Raw genomic sequence first — 25,389 nt, forward strand, 5'->3', positions numbered from 1 at the left:
CAATCTGTAATCACGTTTCCGTATCTTCAAGCTATTTTAATTCAAGATGTCCTGTTTCGTAAAGACGCCAAAGGACAAGACTACCGCAACAATGCCCCAAATCGCAAGCACCGCAAGGGAAAACGGCAATGACATTCCTTCTATGGGCGGCGGTGAACCATCCAGATAAGCGGTAAGCTTCAGATTCACGGCGAACAAATATTTGGCGCTTGTCCATGATGAAGTCATTCCTGATAAAATCGTACCCGTAATGACAGCTGCCATCATCGTGACCATGCTGGCAGTCGTGCTGCGAATGAGCACGGATGCCATAAAAGCCAGCAGCGCAACCGTCATCGCGGAAAACCACGCTAAACCCGATTGCATCCATATATAAATCCACTGGGGCACTGCATGCGCATAAGACGAATCAATTGTTGATCCAATCATTTGGAACCCGGTAAACACAGGCATCGTCCAGCCCGAGTAGCCAAAGAACAAGCCGGAGAGCAAATAACATAATAAAGCGGTTATGACGATCGTAAGCGATACATACAAGGTTAACACAATAAGCTTGCTTAGCAACACCTTCCACCTTTTAACGGGCCTTGTGAGAAGCATTTTAATCGTGCCCGACGTCCGTTCGCTCGATACGATATCGGCTCCGAGCGCCAAGACGAGCATCGGAATAAACAACGTAACCGCGTTATCGAGAAAGCTTCGAGTAAAGGTTGCACCGTTTGGAGCGCTTGGATTGACATCATGATCCAAATAATATTGCAGCTGCTGCACGGCAGCTCGTCTGCTCCGTTTCCACTCTTCCGGTATGCGGTCGCTTGAGAGCGTATTCTCCAAATCGGTTATTTGCTGCAGTACTTGATTGCGCCAATCTGCAAATTTTGCTTCGTTGTTTTGGACAACCTTCAGCTCAGCGTAAGTAAAAATCGGAATAAGCGCAAGCAAAATAAGGACGATTACGAAAAATCTTTTTTTCTTCCACACTTTCAGCATCTCGTTTTGGATGAGCGGCATTAGACTAACCACTTGCTTCACCCTCCGTCAACGTTAAAAAAAGCTCCTCCAGCGTAGGCGCTATTTGATGAACGGACATCACCCCAATATGCCGCTCAACAAGCTGCTCAACACTTCCTGGTATTTGATCCGCAGCCATAACAGTAATAAAGGCATTCGGCATATTTGCCAGCATACTCTCGTCAAGCAACTGGGAATCCCGCTTAATAAATACAATTTCCCGATTGCCCGCAAGCACCTGCTTGCCTAGCTCCGGCTTATCAAGCTGCCAGATCACATAGCTGCTCGCCTGCTCTACAAGATCGGCCACCTTGCCTTCGGCAAGCACAAGGCCTCCGTTGATAATAGCCACTCGATCGCATAAAAGCTGTATTTCGCTAAGCTGATGGCTGGAAATAAAAACGCTCATTCCTTGATCCGCAAGCATTCGGACAAATTCACGCAGCTCCTTCATTCCTTTTGGGTCAAGCCCATTCGTCGGTTCATCCAAAATAAGCAGCTTTGGCCTGCCCAGCAGCGCTTGCGCGATTCCAAGCCTTTGCCGCATGCCAAGGGAATAGGTTTTTACCTTTTCATGAATTCGCCCCTCCAGCCTAACGATACGAATGACCTCCCAAATGCGGGCCTCATCCACCCCTTTTATCATTCGCGCAAAATATTCAAGATTTTCGAAGCCGGTCAAATACGCATACACCTCTGGATTCTCAACGATGCAGCCAACAAGCGCCAACGCCTTCTCCGGTTCCTTCTGCACGTGATAACCGCCAATATACACCTCTCCCGCGGTTGGTTTTATGAGATCAACCAGCATCCGGATTGTAGTCGTTTTGCCGGAGCCGTTCGGTCCAAGGAAGCCAAATATTTCCCCTTCATTCACTTCGAAGCTTACGTCATGAATAATCGTTTTACCGCGAATTTTTTTGTGCAGCCGATTGACGGATAGAACGGGTTTCATCATGATCTCCTCCTGTTGGGGCATTTCGTACCAGCTATGTCCACTCTTGAGCGCAATAAAACCTTCTAATTCAAGGAATCCAAAATACGCGAAGCTATTTTCCCGTAACCTTGATGATTGGGATGAAAATGATCATTAGAAAGATAATCGCCGATTTTTCCCTCAAACAAATCATAGGTTGGAATCATGATCATATTCGGATAGCTGTGAAGCAGCGTATAGGCCTCTTCATTCCACTGTTGCACCTGAATGCTTCCGATACGCAGCTTCTCAATATCGTAGAACGGATTGTATAAGCCGACGTAAACGATTTTCGCAGTGCTGTTGATCTTGTGAAGCACCTTAATGACCCGCTCGAAGCGATTCAACACAGCAGGAAGCTCCTTCGTTCGATCAAGCATGGTGAAGGCCGTAAGCTTGCGTCCCGCATTCCTTGTACGCGCATGATGAAATAAATCGTTTCCTCCAATCGTCAATAGGATCAAGTTTGCACGCTTCAGCGCATAGGCAAAGCCGCTGTCACTTTCTAGACGTTCTGCAAGCTCATCGGCACGCAGCCCGTTTATGGCAAGATTGTTTACGATTGTTACCGGTTTATTCCACTCACTGCGAAGACCTTTGGCTACTTGCTTCACATACCCTTCGCCCGTATGATCGCCAGTTCCCTTTGTAAGCGAATCGCCAAGTGCAACTATTCGAATTTCCGCCGCATCTTTAAAGGAGTGAAATGCTGGAAGAGCGCCCTCTTGCTTCCACCCATTCGTATTCATCTCTTGCTTCAAATCAGGATAAAGGGTATCTTTGACTGCCCACCCGAAGCCAATGAACAGCAACGCTGTAGCGCATATCGACGATACGGCTAATAAACGCCATAGCATAGCAGCTTTCAAGTGAAACCTGCCTCCTCCCTTTAGCTGTGCAAGCATGCATGGCTCTAATAGTTGTTGTTAGCATGTTTTGCAGATAAATGGGATTTATGTATGCGTCGCTAAAATTTATTTTAAAAGTCGATGCTTTAGCGACTTCCTCTTTCTCGATCATTGTTAGAGTTTGACATATCTCGACTACCTTTTGTAATATGTATTACGATTAATAAACATAAAATGATATGATGAGGTAGCCAAATGAACGCAAATGAGCGTATAGATTGTATGAAATGCAGGCATTTCTACGTCACCTGGGACCCTGGCTCGCCCAAAGGCTGCAAGGCATTTGGCTTTAAGACGAAAATGCTTCCGAGTACAATCGTTCTACAATCCTCAGGCAAGCCTTGCTTGCATTTCGAGACTAAGCAACAGCAGCAATGTTAATGAACTTTTAATGTGACTCAAAAATGATGCCATTCCTCAAATTTCCAAGCAACTTTTCCCGTTAACAGGATTTACAGACAATAAAACAAAAAGCACCCAAAGGGTGCTTTTATAAAGCCATGCGCTCGAATAGGCAAGCTTATCCAACTGCTATTTGTGTTTAGACCAGTTCGGATCGCTATTTTCAAGCAAATACGAGAAATCATTTTCCAGACGTTTTTGCTCTTGTTTCTTCTTCTCTTCTTCCTGCTTGCGAAGATCCTCCTTGCGTGATGCTTCCGCTTGCTTCATCTCGTCCGCTTGGGCTTTGAGCTTGCTGAGCACGTCGCTGCCCAGTAAATCCTTAAGCGTCAGACCATTGTCAGCCTCTTTCTTTGGAGCTGCCTTTGGCGGTGCCGACGCTGCTTTCTTCTGTTTCTTGCCCATTGCGATTACACCTGCCTTAAGAATTCATACGGTTCGTCATTCATGCATACAGCATTATATGCTAAAAAATAATCGTTAATAATAATAGCTTTCATCTGCTCACCTTGCAAGTATCAACTGAATTTTATTCGATATCATGCTAGCAAAAAGGAGCTGTCCCAAAAGCGTTCGCACGGAATGGGAACATCTTATCACAGCATACAGCATTCATTGTTCTAACCCGTAAGTTTGAAATAAAAGGCTATCTCAAATCCAGTTTTTGTGGAACTAACAGGAAAAACTCCATCTATTTTCCTGATAAGACGTCAGTTCGTTCATTTAGCTGGAAAACCTCCCGTTAATCGGAGCACTTTCACCGAAATAGGGTCAAAAGCGAGATATTAACGGGAGAAAATCCATCTAAACCTGATTTTTGCAAAAAAACGCCTATAATAACGGGAGTTTTTCCCGTTCATGCTGCCTCATGAGGGCTCCGCCCCATGAATGATTGAACCCGAGACTACAGAAGAACGGGGGATTCCGCCGATTTCTGTTTCGTGGCTTGCCATAGGTAAACCTGGAGGTGGGGAGACTTTCGACTTTCGCCTGCCCATAATCTCATGAAGCAAGCAACCATAGACCTGAATAGAAAATAGCAGTACAGGAATAGCTCCCTGTACCGCTATTTGTTCATGTCTTCCAACATTCCATGCAAAGCGAGCTAGCTTCCCAGCGAGCATTCTACTTTTGGGACAGCCCCCTCTTATGGACTACTTATTCGTTGCCATACTCGATAAAGAGCGATTCAGCTGCTTTCCTTGCCAAATCACGCGCTTGCTCGACGTTTGAAGCAGAGCTAAGCGCGACCGCCATGCGCCGTCCAACCTTCGTTTCTGGCTTGCCGAATAGTCGTACCTGCGTGTTCGGTACCGACAAGGCCTCCTCAATGCCGCCTATGCGGAAAAAGCCGCTCTCCCGATCTGCTTTGAGCGTGTGCGAAGCGCCGGGCGTCAGCAGGCGAATCGTCGGAATCGGAAACCCTAGAATGGCTCTTACATGCAGCGCAAACTCAGATAAATCCTGAGTAGCCATCGTCACCATGCCCGTATCATGCGGACGAGGCGACACCTCGCTGAATAATACGCCGTCCTTCGTAATGAACAGCTCTACGCCGTAAATGCCGTAGCCGCCTAGCTCATCCGTAATTCGCAGAGCAATCGCTTCCGCTTGTGCGATTTGCTGCTCCGTCATTTCATGCGGCTGCCAGGATTCAATATAATCGCCGTCCTTCTGAACATGACCGATCGGCGGACAATAGCTCGTACCGGAGACAGATCGCACAGTGAGCAGCGTAATTTCGGATTCAAACGTAATGAAGCCCTCAACGATAATGCGCTGCTTCTTCGCACGTCCGCCCTCCATCGCATAGTTCCAGCAAGCTTCAAGCTCCGCTTCAGAGCGGCAAACGCTTTGCCCTTTGCCTGAAGAGCTCATGATCGGCTTAATGACGCATGGGAATCCAAGTGCTTCGGCCGCTTGTCGCAGCTCGTCCAGCGTGTCCGCAAACTGATAAGGTGCAGTCGGAAGCTCAAGGGTTTCAGCAGCAAGGCGGCGAATACCCTCGCGGTCCATCGTCAGCCATGCAGCCCGTGCCGTTGGAATGACGCGATGCCCTTCCTTCTCCAGCTCCAGCAGCGTTTCCGTCGCAATCGCCTCGATCTCAGGAACGATAAAGTCCGGCTGCTCCTTCTCGATAATACGGCGAAGCTCTGCTCCGTCAAGCATGTCGGTCGTATAGCTGCGATGAGCAACCTGCATTGCCGGCGCGTTTTCATAACGATCTACGGCAATCGTCTCGATACCAAGCCTTTGTGCCTCCAGCACAACCTCTTTGCCAAGCTCGCCTGAGCCAAGCAGCATTATTTTACGAGCATTCGATGATAACGGTGATCCATACATAAAGAAAAAGAACCTCCTGGAAGCAAATCGAATCGTTATCCGCAGCTGCAGCTGGTTTGGACAAGCGCTTCGGTTCGTTTTTTCTTCCATTGTGGAGGTTCCTCGGTTAAAAATCAACCATTTTATGTTGACGATTATAGAAAACGGTACTGTGCTTCTATCAAGCCGTTGTAAACACCGCGCTTAGCAATAAGCGTCTCATGATTGCCCTGTTCCACGATTTGGCCATGGTCAAGCACAATAATTTCGTCAGCGTGGCGAATCGTCGATAAACGGTGTGCGATCATGAAGGATGTGCGCCCCGCAAGCAGCGCTTTTAACGCTTCTTGAATCTTAAGCTCCGTTTCCGTATCGATGCTTGCTGTCGCTTCATCCAGAATCAAAATTTGCGGATCGGCTAGCAGCGCGCGCGCGAATGACAGCAGCTGTCGTTGTCCCATGGAGAGCACATTGCCTCGCTCCTCAACCTGCGTGTCATACCCGTCAGGCAGTCCCATAATGAAATCATGGGCATTGACCGCTTGTGCCGCCTTCACAACTTCCGCGTCTGTCGCGTTCAGACGACCGTACCGGATATTGTCGCGGATCGTGCCTGCAAAAATAAATGTATCCTGAAGCACGATGCCGACCTGGGAGCGCAGGCTCTCTATGGAGACATCACGGATATCGATGCCATCAATGAGCACGCGTCCTTCAACAGGATCATAGAAGCGGCATAGCAGATTGATGATCGTGCTTTTGCCAGAGCCGGTATGACCGACGAGCGCGATGGACTGACCCGCTTTTACGTCAATCGTTACGCCCTTCAATGCCGGTCTGCCCTTCTCATATTCGAACACGATGCGGTCAAACTTCACTTCGCCTTTAATTTTTGGCAGCGGCTTCGCTTCCGTCAATTCGGCTACAGTAGGCTCTTCGTCGATAAATTCGAAGATTCGCTCTGACGATGCCATCGCAATGAGCAACTGGGAATACATTTGGCCGAGACGGTTGATCGGGTCCCAAAAGTTGCCGATATAGTTGGCATATCCGACTAGCAAACCGACTGTGATCGCTTCCGTTTGAATGAGATGTGCGCCGTACCAGAACAAAATAAAAGTTCCGATTGCCGAAGTGATCTCGATTACAGGTCCAAAGGCTTGGTTTAGCGCAGAGGCTTTGTTCCAAGACTTCACATTGATTGTATTCATATGATCAAAGAAGCTCATATTGTCTTTTTCTTGGACATATGCCTGTGTTACTTTCATCCCTTGAATGCTTTCATTCAAGTGGGAGTTGATGCGGGATTGCTTCATCCGCACATCCTGCCAAGCAAAACGGATTCTTTTGCGCAGCGTCGTTGATACGAGGAACATAAGCGGCACTGTAATCATGACCGCAAGTCCCAGCTTAAAGTTCCATACTAGCAAAATGATGACGATACCAAACAGCTGGACACAGTCCATCAGCAGGTTGACGACCCCGTTCGTGAATAGGTCCTGCAGCGCATTGACGTCGTTCGTAACCCGAACGAGCACTGAACCTGCCGGTCGTTTGTCGTAGAAACGGAAGCTCAGCTTTTGAATATGCTGGAACAAATGATTTCTAAGATCGTAAATGACGCTTTGACCGATAATATTCGTATATTTGATCCGGTACGTATTGGATGCCCATTGGATAACATATAAAACGAGCATGATTCCAGCAAAGATGAGCAGCTTAGGTACGCTTGTAGCTCCATTCTCGGGAGCAATTGCTTCGTCGATTGCAAGGATGACGAGCGCAGGAACGCCTAGGCGTGTCATCGTACCTAAAATCATCATAAATATGACAGGCATTAATTGCTTGGAGTATGGCTTCATGTACATGAACAAACGGCGTAATTGTCCCCAGTTAAACGGTTTTTCAATAAGCTCGTCGTCTTGATAGATGAAGCGTTCGTTTTTATTGCTGGCCTTTGCTTTGACACTCGTGCTCATTATACGGTACTCCCTTTCCGATCATGCGCTTGCTCGACCAATGTAGAATCATCAAGCGGATAGTCAGCATATTGAATGTTGTAAGTATCGCGGTACGGCCCCTGCTGCTTGATCAGCTCTGCATGCGTACCCCTTTGAACGACATGACCATTATCCAGCACGACAATTTCATCGGCGTGTCTGAGCGAGGATATCCGGTGCGCGATAATAAAGGTAGTGCGGCCGGCCATCAGCTCCTTGAAGCCTGCTTGAATTTCGTGCTCCGTTTCCATATCAACGGCGCTTGTAGCATCGTCCAAAATAAGAATGCGCGGGTTTTTGATCAGCGCTCTTGCAATTGCGATCCGCTGCTTCTGGCCGCCGGATAAGCCCATCCCTCTCTCGCCGACGATCGTATCATAGCCAAGCGGCAGCTCCATAATGAAATCATGCGCTTTGGCAAGCGTTGCTGCATACTCGATTTGTTCCGGCGTTACATCCTTCACCCCGTAAGCGATGTTGTCACGGATCGAAGCCGAGAACAAGAACGTCTCTTGGAATACAGGTGCAATCAAGCGGCGCAGGCTTGCGACATCCAGGTCGCGAATATCGATGCCATCGAGCGTAATCGTACCGTTTTTGACGTTATAGGCTCTCATGAGCAATTGAATGATTGTTGATTTGCCTGAGCCCGTTGCACCAAGAAATCCGATAACAGAGCCTGCTGGCGCATCGATTACAAGATCGGTTACCGCAGGCGATTTGTCGGGATAGCTGAAGGTGACATGATTAAAGCGAACATCGCCTTTCACCGATTCATTCGTAACTTCAATGGCATGCTCCGTGTTTTTGACATGAACATGCTCGTTAAGCAAGCCAAGCACCCGCTCGCCTGATGCTTTGAACTGCGTGTAGTTGTTGATATGGAACCCAAGGCCCCACATCGGACCGATAATATACCAAATCAAGCTGAAAAATGCGACGAATTCGCCGAGCTTCAGTGAACCGTCAATAACAAGAATACCGCCAGTAACAAGCAGAATGACAGCGCTTAAGTTGGCGACAAGCTCCATAACGGGGAAAAATTTAGCCCAAATCTTGGCAGCGCCGACTTGGTTCGTCTGATAAGCTTCGCTGCGCAGTGAGAATTTCGACACCTCATGGGATTCGCGAGCAAACGATTTGACCGTTCGAACGCCTGTAATGTTCTCTTGAACCGCTGTCGTTAGGTTGCTCATCGCTTGACGCATTTCACGGAATGCAGGGTGAATGTTGCGTTCGAAACGAATGGCCGCAAAGCCGAGAAGCGGAATCGTCACGAGCGTGATGAGCGTGAGCTGCCAATGGATCGATAGCATCATTGCACCGCCAAACACGATCATAAGCACCATGTTCAAAATTTGCGCAAAGCCGAAGCCGATAAAGTTGCGGATCGCTTCCAGATCCGCTGTCAGGCGAGACATGAGATCTCCCGTCTTCGCTTTGTCATAATACTGAAAGGAGAGCGTTTGCAGCTTGTCATACAAAGCGTTTCTCATACGGAAAGCTACTTTGTTGCCAAGGCGTCCGCCAAAAAATCCGTGTAAAAACTGCATGCAGCCTTTAAAGCTGACTACTCCTACTACCGTAAATGCAAGCGCCGGAACTAATTCGAATTTCTCTGGCATGATGACATCATCAATGAGGTATCGCAGCAAATTCGGATAGACAAGTCCGAGCGCCGTAGCGCACATTAAGCATAAAATGGAGGAGAATAAAAATTTTCGCTCCGCCCAATAGAATGCTTTCAACTGCCTTAAAACGTCCAAGTAAATCCATCTCCCCGTATCTATTTTGTAAGTATGAATGAATATTATCAGCATCGTGAAATGCGAGCAAACAGTATAAATATGCATATATGTGATAGAACCCGCTTAAATCCGCATTATGGAAATTGGAAACGGTTAATGCTCCCAATTGGTCCTAAATCATGACAAATATGTGCCTATTGCTCACTTTTTGCACGGAAACACACTAAAATAAAAAATGCTTTTGCAGGCGCGATTAGCACCGGCAAAAGCATTCAGCTAGTAATGCGATAGAACGATCGACATTCATTGACGATTAGAGATGAATCAATTGATTATAGAGCAGCTTGAGTTCAGTCGTATCCGCGTTTCCAGTCAGCGAGCTGCGCTTGCCGCTTTCGTATGCCAGCATATCCTCCTGCAGCTTGCCCCCAGCTTGAACCGCAGCCTGCTGCCAAATTTGCTCGTAAAGCGATGTCCAAAGCGCCGTTTGCTCGGCCATCCATCCATTTAGCGAAGGAGCAAGCAGCGTCTCAAGCTCTTTGCGAAGCAAGGACTTGCCCTCGCCTTCAAAAAATTGCCGAGGCGATTTAAAGCGGCTCCAAAGAAGCTTCGAATCGATCGCGTCTGCTTCCCATGCAGCAGGCTGCTCCGGTGTTGGCAAAGCAGATGCAACATAAGGGATTGCGCTGTAAGCGGCGATTGACGCCTCCAAGCGCTGCGCTGTGCTGAAGTACAGCTTCTGAAGCAGCGAATGAACGCCTCGCTCCATCCGCAAGGACGTGGCCAGCATCTCCTGCGAGAGCTCCAGCTGGACAAGCCGCTGCAGCTCAAGCCACGATGTCCAAATCGCTTTGCGCAAATCACGCCCATCATCCTGCAGCGACGCAGGGTTGAACGCAAGATTGTAAAACTCGCCAAAGCGATATTGAATACGCTGCACGACATAATACAAGAGCTCGCTCAGCTCCTGCTTAAGCTGCTCAGGCATAGCTCCCGACTGCAGCGCTCCGATCTCGCTCGTCGCATCGTTAACAGCCTGTTTAAGCGTACTTAGCTCCGCTTCCCTCGCTGCCGCATCGCCCTCAGCGCTTTGAAGCCAGCCTGCAACGGTTGCAGCCGCACGTTTCAAATCCTGCTCTGCTGCATCGATAGCAAGTCGACCGAGGTCGTTCTGAATAAAGGAAAGGAATGATTGCTCGAATTCCTCCATGCCAGAGCGTCCGAGCAGCTCAGCGTCGCCGCTAAGCTTGCCGTCAAGCGCCTGCAGGCTTGATACAGGGAATAGGCGCGGCGAGCGAATCGCATGCTGCAGCAGATTCGTTTCCACGTGCTTCAATACGCCGTCAAGCTCCTCTTGATCCGCTGCCAAATCGGCCGCGTTCACGAGGAAAAACATTTTGTCGAGCTCGAACTGATCCTTTACCCTGCCAAGCTGCATCAGAAACTGACGGTCGGCTTGGGAGAAGGCATGGTTGTAATAGGTTACGAACAGAACGGCATCCGCGTTCTTGATATAGTTGAAGGCTACGCCCGTATGTCTGGCATTAACCGAATCCGCGCCAGGCGTATCAACGAGTACAATGCCTTGCGCCGTTAGCGCGCAATCGTAGTGAAGCTCGATCTCGCTGACGAAGCAGGAACGGGATTCCTCTGCGACGTAGCGCTCATACTCCGCTTGGTCGACCGATAGCTGCTGTCCAAGCAGCAGCTCATGCTCTGCCCAGCCTGCGCGGGCTGCGCGCAGGAAGCTAAAGTGCGGGCGGCCGCCAGCCCCGATGGAATCGGGGGTTAGCCGGTCAATCGCCCGCATTAGGGCTGCGGCATCCGGCAGATGCTCGGTGCCGGCCTTCTCGCCGAGCAGCGCCAAGGAATAGCGCAGGTCGTCTTCAATCGCGGCGCGCGTCTTCATGACGATGCGCGCTGTGCCGTGGCCGTGCTCCGCCGTAGGGGGCACGAGCCGGTTGATCGCGGCGGTCGTCGGATTAGGCGAAACCGGAAGCACCGGTTCGCCGATCAGCGCATTCGCCAGCGATGATTTGCCTGCGCTGAAGGCGCCGAACAAAGCGATGGTGAAGCGGCTGTCCTGCAGACGCTTCGCCTTATCGCGCATCGCATGCGCCGCAGAGGAAAGCGAAGCGTGCGGCGCCAGCAGCTCCGCTGCGCTCGTTAAGCGCGCAGCAGCGCTGTGCTGCTGCGCCAGCGCGGCTCCGCCAGCCAAGGCGCTCCGCCCTGCTGCCTCGCGCCTAGGCGCTGCTGCGCTGCCGCGTCCGCTTTCGCTCGCGAGCGCTTCCCGCGCCGCCGCCACAGCGCTGGCCGCGGACACACCCGCACCCGCACCAGCTGCGCGCGGTGCAGGCAAAGCCGGCCTAGCCGGCGCCTCAGGCATCGCTGCCGCCAGCCGCGACTCATGCTCATCAGCGCGCTTCGCAAGCGCAGACAGCGCACCAATAGCGCCAGCCTGCGCGCGAAGCGCTGCAAGCTGTGCCTGTGCCTCAGCGGCGGATGCTTCGCCTACCGCCGCCGCATGATCCGCCAGCGCATCGATCAGCTCAAGCGCCCGCTGGCGATAAACCGACTTCACATCCGCGGCTAGGTCGCGGCTATACGTCATCGTATACTCGTTCCCGACGACGGCTCCAGCTTTAACCCGCGCCAGCAGCCATTCCGAATCCGGCAGCCAAGCAAGTGTCCGTGCGAGCTCTGCTTCCAGCCGCTCGCTGTCAAACCCGATACGCTCTGCCTCCACGCGCAGCAGATGCTTCACATGCCAATCAATTGAAGCGCTGATTAAGCTGTTCAATTCGTCGCTGAACGCCTGCAGGCGCCTTTCCTGCTCCGCAGCCGTCTTCGCAGCCGCGAACAGCAGCCCCGCCTTAAAGCCGGGCTTGCGGCTCTCCAAAAACGTCTGAGCCAAATCACGCAGTCCAGCAGGCGTAATATTCGCATTATCGAGCAGCGTCTGCAGCTCTTTGCGAAGCTGCCCGCGATAGACTTCTTTTTCATTTGCTATTTTGCCAATAAGCTTCTGCAAGCGGTCCATTTCACTCGTTACAAGGGCAGCAGCCTCTTCGCCGCCTGCTTCCTCGAGCAGCCGTTCCCGCTCAGGCTCCCGCTGCAGCTCGCTCCACTTCAAATGGCCCGCCGCGACATGGCGCAAGGAGGCATCTACGCTGTATACGCTCAGCGGCCCCCGAATCGTTTGAAGCAGCTCCAGCAGCTCCAGCAACGACTCCCATTCCTGCTCCGGATGTTCTGGCTCGCGCAACGACAAATAAACGATCCCCGCTGGCTCCAAATGCCAAGCGTGAAACGCATCTTGTACGCTTTGCCGATAGCTGGCGAAGGAGAGCTCGCGATCGCGGTGCTTATCAATCTGATTCACGATAAAGTATAGAGGCTTGCCCCAATCCTTCAACTGCTTCGCAAACGAAAAATTGATTTCCGATTGCACATGATTATAGTCCATCACATAAAACACGACGTCTGCAAGATGCAGCGCCGATTCCGTAGCCATTCGATGCGCGTCGTCGGTCGAGTCGATGCCCGGAGTATCGAGCAGCACGGTATGATCGCCTAGCAGCTCGCTAGGGTAAACGATAGATACCGATGTGAACTGTTCTCCGTCTACGCAATAACGGTCCAGCTCATCGATTGGAACCTCCGCTTTTGTTGCTGCGCCGCCGCGAAGCGTCTCTACTGCCGCGTAAGCCCGATCGCCTCCGCGAATCGATACAACGTTGGCGCTGGTCGGAATGGGGCTTGACGGCAGCAGCTTCGCTGCGCATAAACGATTGATCAAGGTTGATTTGCCAGCCGAAAAATGTCCACAAAAAGCGACAGTAAGCCGACCGTCGGTCAGCTTACTGTTTAACTCCTGTGCTTGCTTGGCATGTATGGTATCTCCTGCAGCTCCCATTAAGCCTGCTGCCTCGGATATAGCTCTTGCTATGCTTTGCACCGTTGATTCTGTCATTTGCTTCTCCTTAAACGGCTTGCTCTTCTTCAGACGGCAGGCAAATTTCAAAAACGTTGCCATGCTGCAAAATCATAATGTTGCGCTCTTTATCTCTCATCACGACAACCTCTGGCTTTACGCGCATACGCTCGATGTACTGTTCAGGCACGTCGCCGGAGCCGCTCACTGTAATGCCTTCCACTACTAGATCTTCGTTCTCCTCTGGCGGAGACTCAAGCACCTGCTCGTAAATATCGGAAAAAAGCTCGAAATTGTTTGTGTAAACGGAAATACAGTTCATTTTCATCATCCTTCATTGGCTATTTTAGGTTTTATACTCTTATTTTTTGTTTTAAAGCCTGGCTTCATACGTTGTTTTCCTTCTTTGCACAAATCAAGCAGCGGACAAATCGGACACTGCGGGCTTTGCGCTTTGCAATGATAGCGGCCAAAGAAGATAAGCCTATGGTGAGTCAAGGTCCACTCCTCGCGCGGCACGAGCTTCATCAGCTTCTTCTCAACCTCCAGCACCGTATCCTCCTGCTTGGCGAACCCAAGCCTCTTCGACACGCGATCCACATGCGTATCAACGGCAATGGCTGGAACGCCAAAGGCGTTGGACATGACGACGTTAGCTGTCTTGCGGCCTACGCCTGGAAGCTCAGTCAAGCCCTCATGGCTCTCCGGCACTTCTCCGCCATACTTATCGATGACGATGCGGCATAGCTTTTGTATATTGGAAGCTTTGCTGCGAAACAAACCGATGCGGCGAATGTCTTGCTCAAGCTCCTCCAGCGGTACGCTCAAATAATCCTCAGGACTCTTATATTTCTCGAATAAAGACACCGTCACTTTATTGACCGTTTCATCCGTGCATTGCGCCGACAGCAGAACCGCTATCGTAAGCTCGAACGGATTGCTATGATTAAGCTCGCAGTGCGCATCTGGAAACATGTCCGCAATGATGTCCAGTACATGACGCATTTTCTGTTTCGCGCTCATCGTCCTCTCCCCTAATCAAACACTATCGTTCAAAGTGTAGCGAAATTTGTCACGCTTCGCAACCGTAATCAAGCATATTCTATAAAAAAACTGCCCCTAAGGGCAGTTTTTTCACAAAAAATAAATATCTCGGGCTGTTATCGCCGCATTTTTACGTATTTCTTTATTTGACGATTGCAATCACATTGTTTCTAAAGCTGTAAATCGTAATCTTATCTCCTGCTTTAAAAGCCGTTACCGCAGCCGCATTTCCGTTCACGATATATTTGGTGTTGCTCATGACATTAAAATAATTGCGGTTATCCGTCGTTGATGTAATTTCCGTCCAAATTTGAGCTGTAGTCGAATTGTAGCTTGTAAATACGCGGCTCTCGCCGATCGCAGCCGTAATTTGAGTTTTGACGCCATCCGGCTTCTGAATCTCAACATAATCACCTACAGCCAGCAGGCTTGTCGCATTGCCTTGAGAAGTTCCCTTGATGATCTGAAAGCCTGCATCGCCATTAAAAGCTAAGGTTTGACCTGCAAGATCCACGATCGTTACGCTGTTTGCTGTAATGGACTGTATCTTGCCAAAAGTAACAGGTACTACTCTTGCTGATATCGCTTGTTTTCCGATATAGCTTACAGTGATCATTGAGCCTGGGGCAACTTGATCCACAGTCAGCTTAGCGCCTACTTCGTTCACCAGCTCCGTACTGAGTACTGACAAATCAAAAGCTGGAGTCGCAGCATTTTTAATACGAAGTCTTTTGTATACCGTATCGATAGATAAAACCTCATACTGCGTATTCGAATGAACCTTAATCGTGGACACTCGATCCTGCGTGCTGCCTAATTCAAGCGTAAGCTTATCACCCGCTTTTAAATCACTATAGCCTGCATTATTAATAGCTGAATGTTCTACAGTTGCGGTGTTGTAAGGAACAGAAATTGAAGCACCGCCATCCAATTTCACCGTCATCAAATTGGAGTTGGCATTCAAAGAGACAAAAGCACCTACATACTTCGTTACGAATTGAAGCGATATAATCGAGTTGCCTGTGTAACTAATAACGATTTTACGGTTTTGCGTCAATAGGCTGCTTGCAGAAGCCAATGTTAACGTGCTGCCATTGTACTCAATCTTTGTCTTATCTGTAAAATACAACGCTTGGGCGTTGCTGCCTTCCGCGTCAAGGACGGTCAGCAGTTTTTTATCATAAAGAAAACCTGCTATTTGTGCTCCTGCAATCATTTTTACATTGCGCTTCGCAACTTTTACTTTCGTAACCTGATCCTTATCATCAAAGGTAACCTCAACTTCATCGGCTCCCTTGATCAGATCTTGAACGGACGCGCCTACTACACCATCTATTTCTACGGCAACCGTTTCAGCCATAAATTTAGATACAAGCTCGGTGTCTGTCTTAATCGTGATGAGCTCGCCGTCAGTCCCATAGAACGTGCCGCTCGCTTTTGTCGTTGACGCTTGCGGGGCAGCAACAATTTTAATGGCCAGCGGCGTTTCACGGAAATTGTCCTGGACGATGCTGATTTGACTGTCTCTCTTAATTGCGCTTAATGAGAGAGCATTGCCTTCCGTGTCAGCAACCGTTAGCGAGTCGTTATAAAAAACTTCAACCGGCTTATTGTCTATCCAAATAAATATTTTTTTCTCAGCTGCAATTAGTCGATCAAGCGTCCCCGTAATGGTTTTTGTATATTGCTTGTCACCTTTCACTTCCACGTATTTCGCTTTGCCGTCTTTGGCAATGACCGTTACATCGCCATACTCTACCAATTGCTGTTTCGTAATCGGTGTCTCTTTATCGGCATGATAGAATAGCGTATCTGCATCAATGGTGTAGCTTGTTTCCTTCTTATCGCTATAGATCGCAATTGATGAATCCGTAATATGGGAAGCGATTCCGGTTGCTTGTCCTTCATAAGCTACAGGAAATAGCTTTTCTGCGCGAGAGAACATCGTTGCAAGACTCGCCCGGTTCACATTCACTTTCGGTTCGAATTTTGCCGGCGTGACGCCTTTGACAAGATCAAGCTTTAAAGCCGCATTCACATATCCTTTATAAATCGAACTAATTTGTGAATGATCCGAGAAGGCAGAATCAGTATTCTGAAGCAGCACGGCTTCCTCATCCTTCTCAATCGCACGAACCAGCAGCTTCGTTACCCATTCGCGGGAAGCTGGCTTCGTGCCCCAAGCTGCTTTAGAATCCTGCGCAGCGAGCTCGAACTCCTCTTTCTGATCGAGCAAGCCTTCCTCGAAGGCAAGCGTCACATACGCTTTAAAGAAATTGCTTACTGCAAAGGAAGTCGGGAAGCCGATAATCGCGCTTTGATCCGCTTTTTTATCCAAGCCAGCAAAGCGCAGCGCCATGAGTACTGCTTCCTGTTGGCTTACATTTTCGCTTGGACGGAAGACGAAAGAGCCGCTGGTCGTTGTGTACCCTTCAATAATTCCTTGCAAAGCAAGCTTAGCGATATGCTTCTCAGCCCAGTGGCCGCTGCTGATGTCTTTAAATGGTGTTGAAAGTATGGAGGTCGCAGCATTAATCTGCGAAGGAATGATTACACCGCTGCCAACAACCAGCGAAAAAGCCAGTGCTCCGATTAAGATCTTTTTGCCTGCAAATTGCAATGTCATAGAACAATATTCCCCCTGAGCGTTTATAATGATTCATGCAGAAACGACTTCGCTAACCTTATGCAGGGGCGGAGCCGTTTCCGAAATAAATATAATGAGGTGAACAATCTGCTTTGTAACACATAAAGCTATTGGTTGCTTGCCGCTTCTTCTCGCTTCATTGGATGCTCTAATTCAACATGTCCCATAAGCGTTTCGATCTTCGCGCCATCAACCAGCAGCTCAATGGCTTGTACAAAATCGAATTGGAACAATGTTTTTTGGAGCGTCTCCAAAACCAACTGCTCGCCAGGAGCTCCAAGGCGTGCCTCGTCCGGCAAATGAATATCGAGCGTAACCAGTCCATCAGCTAGTTCTACGGATTTAATTTCAATAGGTTTCCATAATACCAGTTCATGCTCGCCTGCATCCTTTTGCAATTCAGCAAGCGTTGCCTTTACTAAATCAATATCCTCTTCATAAGACAGCTTAACGGAATGCTCAACTGTTTCACTAAGCTCAACATCGGTTAAGTAAATGGTAGCTTCGCGTTCGTTTAAAGCCGGTGTTGGCTCTGGAGAAGGCGATGCCGTTGGTGCTATTGTACTCCACGGGTTATTATCCGGCTTGTTTTCGGGGTTATTTTCTGGCTTGTCCTGTACACCACAGCCTACAATTGCAGCAGATAAAATGATGACAGCAAGCAGCCCGCGTGCTTTGAAATTTTTCATTACACTGAACACCTGCTTTCTATTTTACGTTTAAGTACTCTTTTATTCCTGCTACTAATTCTGCAGCGATACGGCTCTGAGCTGCATCGTTAAAAAGGATTTTTGCATCGGAGGTGTTGGATAAAAATCCGGCTTCAATTAATACGGCAGGCATAGTGGTTTGCTTAATCACTTTATAAGCTTCCTTCTTGACTCCGCGGTCTTTAATGCCAGTTCCCGCTATCAAATGCTTATGCATGACATTAGCAAGCGACTTGCTGTTTTCCCGGTAATAGTATGTTTCGGCGCCGGATGCTGAGCTTCCTCCGCTATTGGCATGAATGGACAAAAACAAATCTGCCTTCAGGTTCTCTGCAAACTTTATGCGGTCATCCAAGGAAGGATATGTATCGCCTGTTCTCGTAAAATGCACCTTGATTTTGCTTTCTTTCTCAAGCAGCGCCTTCATTTTCAAACCAACACTTAAATTAAATTCTTTCTCCCATTTGTTCAATACGCTTTTCGCGCCAGGGTCCGAGCCCCCATGACCAGGATCGATAACGACGTCAAATACGTCATTGGAAGCTGGCGGATTTACAATCGGAGCGTTAGGATCGGCTGGAACATCCGAAATGGCCATAAAGCTCATTTGGATTTTCCCTAAATCTTCTGTCAGGACATAGCCCGCGTTTTCACCGATTTCAATAACCAATCTTGCTGTTTCCGGCGAGCTTGAAAATAAGGAGTAACGGAACTTTTGCAAATAGGTGCTGTCTGATACATTAACCTCAATTTGACCGCTCAGAAGCTGTGTAGCCAAATCCGTAGAATATGCTGTGTTCGGAAAATCAAATACGACACGCTTAGGATTTTCGAGCAGCATCGGCTTGTTTGCTTTGACGACGCCTTCATAATTAATCGTCAAGCTGCCGCCGCCATCATAAGCTACCTGTGTAATCCAACCTGCAGTTTGGTCGTTTACAGGAGGCACTGTCGGATCTGTCGGATCTGTCGGATCTGTCGGATCTGTCGGACCTGTAGGCTCCGTCGACTGTTCATACATATGTACTTCCTTCTCGGTAGCTTTCCACTCAAAATTGAGGCCAAACTGCTCGCCTATAAATCGAAGCGGAACTAACGTCGTGCCTTTAATGATTGATGCAGTGGTATCCATTTGTACCATTTGGTCATTTACCATCGCCACTTTGTCATTCAGCTTTAGCTTTATAACATCATTGCCATGATTGACCGTCGCTGTTTTGGCCGTATTATCCCAAGAAATTTGAAAGCCTAAGCCCTCTGAAACCGTCCGCACAGGAACAACTGTCGCATTGTTTATGATTTGCGGATTGACATCAGTTTTTAACAGCTGGCCATTCAGAAAAAGCTTTGGGACGACCTCTGCAGCTTGTCCTACAGAAGCGAACATCGTGAATAAGACCGACATAAACAACAACATGGATACAGATTTCTTCATTTCCCACCTCGATGACTGGAATTGCCCGCATCGAATGAGTGCATTCGACTTTAACAGACTAAATTATAGACGCAGCTTGTCAGAAAAAGTTGCGTGAAAAGGAAAAAAGAGGACGATCCGCCTATACCGGCTGGATCGTCCTCTTTGCTTCATTAAATTAGCCTAAGCGAGCTGCATGCTTCTGCTCGTATGCCGTAATTTTGTCTTCATGTTGAAGAGTCAAGCCGATATCATCAAGGCCTTGCAGCAAAAATTGACGACGGTGCTCATCTAGGTCAAAGTCGATCGTTAAGCCATGCTCATCGGAAAGCTGTTTGTTTTCCAAATCAACAGCAAGCTTGTAGCCATCGTGCTTAGCCGTGCGCTGGAAGATCTCTTCCACTTGCTCTTCGCTTAGCTTGATTGGCAAAATGCCGTTTTTGAAGCAGTTGTTGTAGAAAATGTCCGCATAAGACGGAGCGATGATGACTTTGTAGCCATAGTCAAGAATGGCCCAAGGCGCATGCTCACGGGAAGATCCGCAGCCGAAGTTCGCACGGGATACGAGTACAGAAGCGCCCTCGTAGCGTGGTTTGTTCGGTTCGAACTCCGCGTTCACATCACCGTTCTCGTGAAAACGCCATTCAAAGAATAGAAACTGGCCGAAGCCGCTGCGCTCAATGCGCTTCAAAAATTGTTTAGGTATGATTGCATCAGTGTCGACATTGACCCGGTCGACCGGGGCGACGATGCCTGTAAGTTGTTTAAACGGTTCCATATCGGTTATACCCCTCTCTCGCGTTCAATTAGTTCAACACTTCGGATTTAATTTCCCAATCGCGTACGTCTGTGAAATGACCTTTAATCGCTGCAGCAACTGCCATAGCAGGAGAAACAAGGTGCGTACGTCCGCCGCGGCCTTGACGGCCTTCGAAGTTACGGTTGGAAGTCGATGCGCAGCGCTCGCCCGGTTTCAATACATCCGGATTCATCGCAAGGCACATGGAGCAGCCAGCGTCACGCCATTCAAAGCCTGCCTCTGAGAAAATTTTGTCCAAGCCCTCTTTCTCGGCTTGAATTTTTACGCGGCCTGAGCCTGGAACGACGATAGCCGTTACGCGGTCGTTAACTTTGTAGCCTCTAGCGATTTCAGCTGCTGCGCGCAAATCTTCAATACGGCCATTCGTACATGAACCGATAAATACATAATCAATTGCGATTTCGTTCATTGGCGTACCTGGCTTCAAATCCATGTACTCAAGAGCGGCTTCCGCAGCTTTACGCTCATTCTCTGTTGGAAGATCAGCAGGGAATGGAACTTTAGCTGTAATGTTTGTTCCCATACCCGGGCTAGTTCCCCAAGTCACTTGCGGGATTAGCGCATCTACATCGAAGTGAACGACAGTGTCGTACTCTGCGCCTTCGTCAGTAGTAAGCTGTTTCCAAGCTTCAACCGATTCGTCGTAGTTAGCTGGCGCATATTGACGACCGCGAAGATATTCAAAAGTTGTTTCGTCCGGAGCGATAAGGCCTGCGCGAGCGCCTGCTTCGATAGACATGTTGCAAACGGTCATACGCTCTTCCATCGTCAAGCTTGTGATCGCTTCGCCAGTAAACTCAATGACGTAGCCTGTTGCAAAATCCGTTCCATATTGCGCGATAACGCCAAGAATCAAATCCTTCGCCGTTACGCCCGGCTTGCGAGTGCCGTTGAAGCGAACCTCAAGCGTCTTCGCTTTCGATTGCTGCAAGCATTGCGTAGCCATAACGTGCTCAACCTCGCTCGTACCGATACCGAACGCCAAAGCGCCGAATGCACCGTGAGTAGAAGTATGGCTGTCGCCGCAAACAATCGTTTTGCCTGGGTGCGTAAGTCCGAGCTCAGGGCCCATAACGTGAACGACACCTTGGTCGATGCTGTCTAGATCAAATAGCTTTACGCCGAAATCTTTACAGTTTTGCGTGAGCGTGTCGATTTGCTGCTTCGAGATCGGATCTGTAATGTTGAAGCGATCCTTCGTTGGTACATTATGATCCATCGTAGCGAAAGTAAGGTCCGGACGACGTACTTTGCGCCCCGACAGGCGCAAGCCTTCAAACGCTTGCGGCGACGTTACTTCGTGAACGAGCTGCAAATCGATATAAATAACACTTGGCTTGCCTTCTTCTTGATGAATGACGTGATTTTCCCAAATCTTCTCAAACATTGTCTTTTTCGTCATTATATTCACCCCATCGTTTCATTAAATCTTCTGCTTTTCTTAACTGAACCTACTATAGCATTTCTTTCTTCATTGATCCAAGATATAATATCTATAACGACTATAGGTAATAACTATAATGGAATTTTCGTTGATCTCGAATAAGTATAGAAGGGAAATAAATATGGAATTAAGACAATTAAATTATGTCATCCAAATCGCCTTGGAGAAAAACTTTTCTCGCGCTGCGGAGAAGCTGCATATTGCACAGCCCTCTCTGAGCCAGCAGCTGTCTAAGCTGGAACAAGAAATTGGCGTGCTGCTCTTTCGCCGAACGACCAATTCCGTTGAGCTGACACAGGCCGGTCAAGTATTTGTCGACAAGTCGCAAGCTATTCTAGATGCCGTCGAGCAGCTCAAGCAAGAGATGGACGATATGGCGCAAATGCGGCGGGGTCGCCTTGTCGTAGGCACGCTGCCCATTACAGGCTCGCATATCCTGCCGTTAGTCCTTCCGGTCTTCGGCGCGCAATACCCGCAAATCGAGGTTGTACTTGTCGAGGATACGACAGCCAAGCTGGAGCAGCTTACAGCGAGCGGCGGAACGGATTTAAGCCTGCTGTCCCTGCCTCTCATCGACAGCTCGCTAAGCTATGAGCCTTTCTTGGAGGAAGAAATTTGCTTGGCCGTCCCTCCCCAGCATCCGCTTGCTAAGCGCGTGGATCCAATCGATATCTCAGAGCTGCAAGAGGAACCGTTCATAGGACTCAAGCGCGGTCAAGGCTTCCGCCAAATTACGGTTGATTTATGCGAGCAGTCAGGCTTTTCTCCGCAGATCGTGTTCGAGAGCAGCAACATTGAAACGATACAATCGCTTGTAGCCGGCGGTATGGGAATTGCCTTTGTCCCGCAAATGCTGACGCGAATCAAAGGCTCTGAATTTGCGCCCGCTTATTTGCCGTTAAAGTCAAAACCGACTAGGACGCTGGTGGTCGCTAGCCGGAAGGGACGCTATCTATCGAAAGCTGCCGATGCCTTTATCCGTACATTGAACAAGACGATCAGCAGCATCCATAATTAAGCCTCATATATAGAAGGTCTACGATCTTCAAATACCGGAATTTTCGAACGAACCGAATCAACTAATGACAGATCAATATCCGCATAAAGAATCGTTTCCTCTTCGCCGGCTTCCGCAATCGTCTCTCCCCATGGGTCAAGGACAAGCGAGTGTCCGAAGAAATGAGCATCGCCGCTTTTGCCCATTCGGTTGCAAGCAATAACGAACATTTGATTTTCGATGGCGCGTGCTGTAAGCAGAGTACGCCAGTGATGAAGGCGCGGATGCGGCCATTCTGCGGGTACGAACAGCAGCTTGGCTCCGCCCAGCGCAAGCTTCCTTGCAAGCTCCGGGAACCGAATATCGTAGCAAATCATCATCCCTGCGTCTGCGCCTTCGATTTCAAGCCTCCCCAGCTTTTCCCCTGCTGCCAAATATTTCTCTTCATCCATAAGACGGAATAAATGAATTTTGGAATAGTCGGCTACGACGTTGCCTTCGCGATCGAAGGCATAAATCGTATTAAGCACTTTATCTTTCTTCAGTTCCGCGATCGAGCCACCAATAATGTGAACGTTATGCTTTTTGCTGAATGCAGACAAAAAGGCTTTCGTTCTTTCTCCTTCATGATCTGCTATCGACTGGATTTCTATTAATGCATACCCCGTATTCCACATTTCCGGAAACATAATGATATCCGGCTTAGGCAATGCGCTAACTGCTTCCTCCAGCATGCTCGCCAGCTTCGCGAAGTTCGCTTCCGGATTTCCCGCCTCTATATGCATTTGCAGCAGTGCAAGCCGCAATTGATTACTCATCTGCCATTCCTCCAGTATACCTTTTTCATCTAAGATAATTGCTTATTTTCCCTAATGATACCCTGTCATGGTTCTGTGTCAAGATGGGAAACGTAACAACAAGCTCTTTACCACATTACAATAGAGAAGGAGAATGTCTGTTATGCTTCCAAAACGAATAGCCGCGATGCTTGTGGCATGCTGCTCGCTTTTTCTGTTTGCCCAAGTTGCTGCCGCCCATCCTGCCCATGTCGCACCCAGCTCTGAGGTTGGTCTCAAGCCTGTACAGGTATTCGATGTAGCTGCCGGCAAAGTGATCAAAACGATCCCGAATGATGCAGAGTATCAATCCTTAGCAGGTTCATGGATCGGTTCCATTACGGGACTCGCACCCCAATTGACAAGCGACGAAAGCTGCAGCTATGTATACCGGGTGCCGCTTGAGAAAGCAGTGACGATTAAATCGGGCAACATTACGGTTACTTCCGATGATCTGTTTTTATTTTACTGCAAAGACAAACCGCCGCTGCTGCTCGTATTTGACGAGAAGCGCAGACCGTATTTGTTCTTGTTCAAGGCAGATATCAAACCGTTTATTAAAAAGATCGGCGTTCCCGCTACTTAGGGCATAATGCTTCTCATCTCCCCACATTCGTGCTACATTAAAGCTATTGTCTAACTAGATAGCGATTTTTCATGTGGAGTGTGAGGGAATGGAAACACAAATCGGGCAACACCTTATTCAACCTGCAGATCGGATGAATGGACTTCCGACGCAATTTTTTGCCAAGCTGGTCGCCAAAGCGAATGCCCAAACGGCCAAGGGACGCGATGTCATCAATTTGGGACAAGGCAATCCGGATCAGCCGACCCCACCCCATATTGTTGCGAAGCTGCAGGAAGCTGCTGCTAATCCGCTTTACCATAAGTATCCGCCGTTTAGCGGCTACCCTTTTCTCAAGGAAGCTGTTGCTAAGCGTTACAAAGAAGATTATAACGTAGATGTAGATCCAACGACTGAAGTTGCCATTTTGTTTGGCGGCAAAACTGGACTTGTCGAAATAAGCCAGTGCCTTCTGAATCCCGGCGATGTATGTCTTGTGCCAGATCCCGGCTATCCGGATTATTGGTCGGGCGTCGCGCTTGCGGGAGCCGAAATGGCCTTTATGCCATTAACGGACAAAAACGACTATTTGCCGGATTACGATGCCATAAGTCCAGAGCTCGCTGAACGAGCCAAGCTGATGTTCATGAACTACCCGAACAATCCGACAGGCGCAGTCGCGAATGCTGCATTTTATGCGGAAACGGTGGAGTTCGCCAAAAAGCACGGCATTGTCGTAGCAAGCGATTTCGCTTACGGCGCTATTGGCTTCGATGGAAATAAGCCGTTAAGCTTTCTTCAAACGCCAGGCGCTAAGGAAGTTGGCGTAGAATTTTATACGCTATCCAAAACCTATAATATGGCTGGCTGGCGCGTAGGCTTTGCGATTGGCAATTCAGAAATCGTCAAGCTTATTAACTTAATACAGGATCATTACTACTGCAGCTTATTTGGCGGTATTCAAGAGGCTGCCGCACTTGCTTTGACCGGCCCGCAGCAATGCGTAACCGAGCTTAAAGCAATGTATGAACGCCGTCGCGATGCTTTATTCGCCGCGCTTGATCGTATTGGCTGGGAAGCCGCTCGTCCGGGAGGCTCTTTCTTCTGCTGGCTGCCCGTAGCCGAAGGCTTCACCTCTGAATCGTTTGCCGATTTGTTGCTGCAGGAGGCAGACGTCGTGGTTGCTCCAGGCGTAGGGTTCGGGACGCATGGCGAGGGGTTTGTTCGTCTCGGCTTGCTTACGAATGAAGCACGCTTAGAGGAAGCGGTCGAGCGGATCGGAAAGCTGAATTTATTTTAGTACAAATCGGCCATTTGACTTTCTTTACAGCGGCATTGGATCGTGATATGCTTGTAGGAATTGAACATGAAACGTGATGACGGGACAATTAAGCAAGATGGGTCGCGATCAGAGAGTAAATTCCATGGGCTGCGAGAATTTACCGAAGGCCGCTTGCTGAACCTACCTCCGAGCGGCCGGCGATGAGCCGGACAGCGCCTTCTGTTACAGGCTTAAGCTGGACGATCCTACTTGTAGAGATCGTCAACAAAGGTGGTACCGCGGAAGCTAAGACTTTCGTCCTTTATGGACGGAAGTCTTTTTTGTTGTCA

Annotated in this window: 19 protein-coding genes; 3 read left to right on the plus strand and 16 right to left on the minus strand. The window is 48.9% G+C overall.

Going from position 1 to position 25,389, the window contains the following annotated elements; all coding sequences use genetic code 11:
* Positions 1-36: 36 nt before the first annotated feature.
* From AC2TDN_RS02925 to leuC, 15 genes are all read right to left on the minus strand, one after another.
* Positions 37-1,023: an ABC transporter permease gene (locus AC2TDN_RS02925; protein WP_482065737.1), complete on the minus strand. Its 987-nt coding sequence runs from the start codon at positions 1,021-1,023 to the stop codon at positions 37-39.
* Positions 1,016-1,969 (minus strand): ABC transporter ATP-binding protein, encoded by a 954-nt coding sequence (locus AC2TDN_RS02930; RefSeq protein ID WP_484686966.1) that lies wholly within the window; start codon positions 1,967-1,969, stop codon positions 1,016-1,018. Before AC2TDN_RS02930 ends, AC2TDN_RS02925 begins: the two co-directional genes overlap by 8 nt.
* A gap of 62 nt (positions 1,970-2,031) precedes the next feature.
* Positions 2,032-2,856 (minus strand): GDSL-type esterase/lipase family protein, encoded by an 825-nt coding sequence (locus AC2TDN_RS02935; protein ID WP_482065735.1) that lies wholly within the window; start codon positions 2,854-2,856, stop codon positions 2,032-2,034.
* 570 nt (positions 2,857-3,426) lie between these two features.
* Entirely contained in the window at positions 3,427-3,702 is a 276-nt protein-coding gene (locus tag AC2TDN_RS02940; protein ID WP_482065734.1) for a YqkE family protein, read from the minus strand.
* A gap of 753 nt (positions 3,703-4,455) precedes the next feature.
* Positions 4,456-5,640 carry a phosphoribosylglycinamide formyltransferase 2 gene (gene purT, locus AC2TDN_RS02945; RefSeq protein ID WP_482065975.1) on the minus strand — a complete coding sequence of 395 codons (1,185 nt, stop codon included), beginning with the start codon at positions 5,638-5,640 and terminating at the stop codon, positions 4,456-4,458.
* A 134-nt stretch (positions 5,641-5,774) separates the two neighbouring features.
* Positions 5,775-7,598 carry an ABC transporter ATP-binding protein gene (locus tag AC2TDN_RS02950; protein WP_482065733.1) on the minus strand — a complete coding sequence of 608 codons (1,824 nt, stop codon included), beginning with the start codon at positions 7,596-7,598 and terminating at the stop codon, positions 5,775-5,777.
* Entirely contained in the window at positions 7,598-9,385 is a 1,788-nt protein-coding gene (locus tag AC2TDN_RS02955; protein ID WP_482065732.1) for an ABC transporter ATP-binding protein, read from the minus strand. Before AC2TDN_RS02955 ends, AC2TDN_RS02950 begins: the two co-directional genes overlap by 1 nt.
* Positions 9,386-9,680: 295 nt before the next feature.
* The gene (locus tag AC2TDN_RS02960) at positions 9,681-13,340 is read right to left on the minus strand and encodes a dynamin family protein (RefSeq protein WP_484686967.1); all 3,660 of its coding nucleotides are present in this window, start codon (positions 13,338-13,340) and stop codon (positions 9,681-9,683) included.
* A gap of 10 nt (positions 13,341-13,350) precedes the next feature.
* The gene (locus AC2TDN_RS02965; RefSeq protein WP_053376335.1) at positions 13,351-13,623 is read right to left on the minus strand and encodes a hypothetical protein; all 273 of its coding nucleotides are present in this window, start codon (positions 13,621-13,623) and stop codon (positions 13,351-13,353) included.
* A 5-nt stretch (positions 13,624-13,628) separates the two neighbouring features.
* Positions 13,629-14,324, minus strand: a complete 696-nt coding sequence (gene nth / locus AC2TDN_RS02970) for an endonuclease III (protein ID WP_482065730.1) — start codon at positions 14,322-14,324, stop codon at positions 13,629-13,631.
* Between the two features lie 163 nt (positions 14,325-14,487).
* Complete coding sequence (locus AC2TDN_RS02975) at positions 14,488-16,971, minus strand: S-layer homology domain-containing protein (RefSeq protein ID WP_484686968.1); 2,484 nt, start codon at positions 16,969-16,971, stop codon at positions 14,488-14,490.
* A gap of 128 nt (positions 16,972-17,099) precedes the next feature.
* Entirely contained in the window at positions 17,100-17,681 is a 582-nt protein-coding gene (locus AC2TDN_RS02980) for a GerMN domain-containing protein (RefSeq protein ID WP_484686969.1), read from the minus strand.
* 19 nt (positions 17,682-17,700) lie between these two features.
* Positions 17,701-19,137, minus strand: coding sequence for an N-acetylmuramoyl-L-alanine amidase (locus tag AC2TDN_RS02985; RefSeq protein WP_484686970.1), 1,437 nt, complete (start codon positions 19,135-19,137; stop codon positions 17,701-17,703).
* A gap of 157 nt (positions 19,138-19,294) precedes the next feature.
* On the minus strand, positions 19,295-19,894 hold the full coding sequence (gene leuD, locus AC2TDN_RS02990; RefSeq protein WP_482065726.1) for a 3-isopropylmalate dehydratase small subunit: 600 nt from the start codon (positions 19,892-19,894) through the stop codon (positions 19,295-19,297).
* Between the two features lie 28 nt (positions 19,895-19,922).
* Complete coding sequence (leuC, locus tag AC2TDN_RS02995; RefSeq protein ID WP_484686971.1) at positions 19,923-21,338, minus strand: 3-isopropylmalate dehydratase large subunit; 1,416 nt, start codon at positions 21,336-21,338, stop codon at positions 19,923-19,925.
* A 163-nt stretch (positions 21,339-21,501) separates the two neighbouring features.
* On the opposite strand from leuC, the gene AC2TDN_RS03000 reads away from it, so the two are divergent.
* Positions 21,502-22,398, plus strand: coding sequence for a LysR family transcriptional regulator (locus tag AC2TDN_RS03000; RefSeq protein WP_484686972.1), 897 nt, complete (start codon positions 21,502-21,504; stop codon positions 22,396-22,398).
* Here AC2TDN_RS03000 and AC2TDN_RS03005 read toward each other — a convergent pair.
* A complete protein-coding gene (locus tag AC2TDN_RS03005; protein WP_484686973.1) occupies positions 22,395-23,195 on the minus strand; it encodes a carbon-nitrogen family hydrolase in 801 nt (266 codons plus the stop codon). The genes AC2TDN_RS03000 and AC2TDN_RS03005 overlap by 4 nt on opposite strands.
* Before the next feature lie 142 nt (positions 23,196-23,337).
* Here AC2TDN_RS03005 and AC2TDN_RS03010 point away from each other — a divergent pair, with 142 nt between their 5' ends.
* Together AC2TDN_RS03010 and AC2TDN_RS03015 are read left to right on the plus strand one after the other, a co-directional pair.
* On the plus strand, positions 23,338-23,799 hold the full coding sequence (locus tag AC2TDN_RS03010) for a hypothetical protein (protein ID WP_484686974.1): 462 nt from the start codon (positions 23,338-23,340) through the stop codon (positions 23,797-23,799).
* Between the two features lie 88 nt (positions 23,800-23,887).
* Positions 23,888-25,078, plus strand: a complete 1,191-nt coding sequence (locus tag AC2TDN_RS03015; protein ID WP_484686975.1) for an aminotransferase class I/II-fold pyridoxal phosphate-dependent enzyme — start codon at positions 23,888-23,890, stop codon at positions 25,076-25,078.
* The last annotated feature ends 311 nt before the right edge of the window (positions 25,079-25,389 follow it).

It is taken from the genome of Paenibacillus sp. Y660, from assembly GCF_057221575.1.

Coding starts and splice junctions, on each gene's coding strand:
- leuD (WP_482065726.1), bottom strand. CDS start 19,894: ATGGAACCGTTTAAACAACTTACAGGCATCGTCGCCCCGGTCGACCGG.
- nth (WP_482065730.1), bottom strand. CDS start 14,324: ATGAGCGCGAAACAGAAAATGCGTCATGTACTGGACATCATTGCGGAC.
- AC2TDN_RS02975 (WP_484686968.1), bottom strand. CDS start 16,971: ATGACATTGCAATTTGCAGGCAAAAAGATCTTAATCGGAGCACTGGCT.
- AC2TDN_RS02940 (WP_482065734.1), bottom strand. CDS start 3,702: ATGGGCAAGAAACAGAAGAAAGCAGCGTCGGCACCGCCAAAGGCAGCT.
- AC2TDN_RS02965 (WP_053376335.1), bottom strand. CDS start 13,623: ATGAACTGTATTTCCGTTTACACAAACAATTTCGAGCTTTTTTCCGAT.
- AC2TDN_RS03015 (WP_484686975.1), top strand. CDS start 23,888: ATGGAAACACAAATCGGGCAACACCTTATTCAACCTGCAGATCGGATG.
- AC2TDN_RS02980 (WP_484686969.1), bottom strand. CDS start 17,681: ATGAAAAATTTCAAAGCACGCGGGCTGCTTGCTGTCATCATTTTATCT.
- AC2TDN_RS03010 (WP_484686974.1), top strand. CDS start 23,338: ATGCTTCCAAAACGAATAGCCGCGATGCTTGTGGCATGCTGCTCGCTT.
- AC2TDN_RS03000 (WP_484686972.1), top strand. CDS start 21,502: ATGGAATTAAGACAATTAAATTATGTCATCCAAATCGCCTTGGAGAAA.
- AC2TDN_RS03005 (WP_484686973.1), bottom strand. CDS start 23,195: ATGAGTAATCAATTGCGGCTTGCACTGCTGCAAATGCATATAGAGGCG.
- purT (WP_482065975.1), bottom strand. CDS start 5,640: ATGTATGGATCACCGTTATCATCGAATGCTCGTAAAATAATGCTGCTT.
- AC2TDN_RS02985 (WP_484686970.1), bottom strand. CDS start 19,137: ATGAAGAAATCTGTATCCATGTTGTTGTTTATGTCGGTCTTATTCACG.
- AC2TDN_RS02960 (WP_484686967.1), bottom strand. CDS start 13,340: ATGACAGAATCAACGGTGCAAAGCATAGCAAGAGCTATATCCGAGGCA.
- leuC (WP_484686971.1), bottom strand. CDS start 21,338: ATGACGAAAAAGACAATGTTTGAGAAGATTTGGGAAAATCACGTCATT.
- AC2TDN_RS02930 (WP_484686966.1), bottom strand. CDS start 1,969: ATGATGAAACCCGTTCTATCCGTCAATCGGCTGCACAAAAAAATTCGC.
- AC2TDN_RS02950 (WP_482065733.1), bottom strand. CDS start 7,598: ATGAGCACGAGTGTCAAAGCAAAGGCCAGCAATAAAAACGAACGCTTC.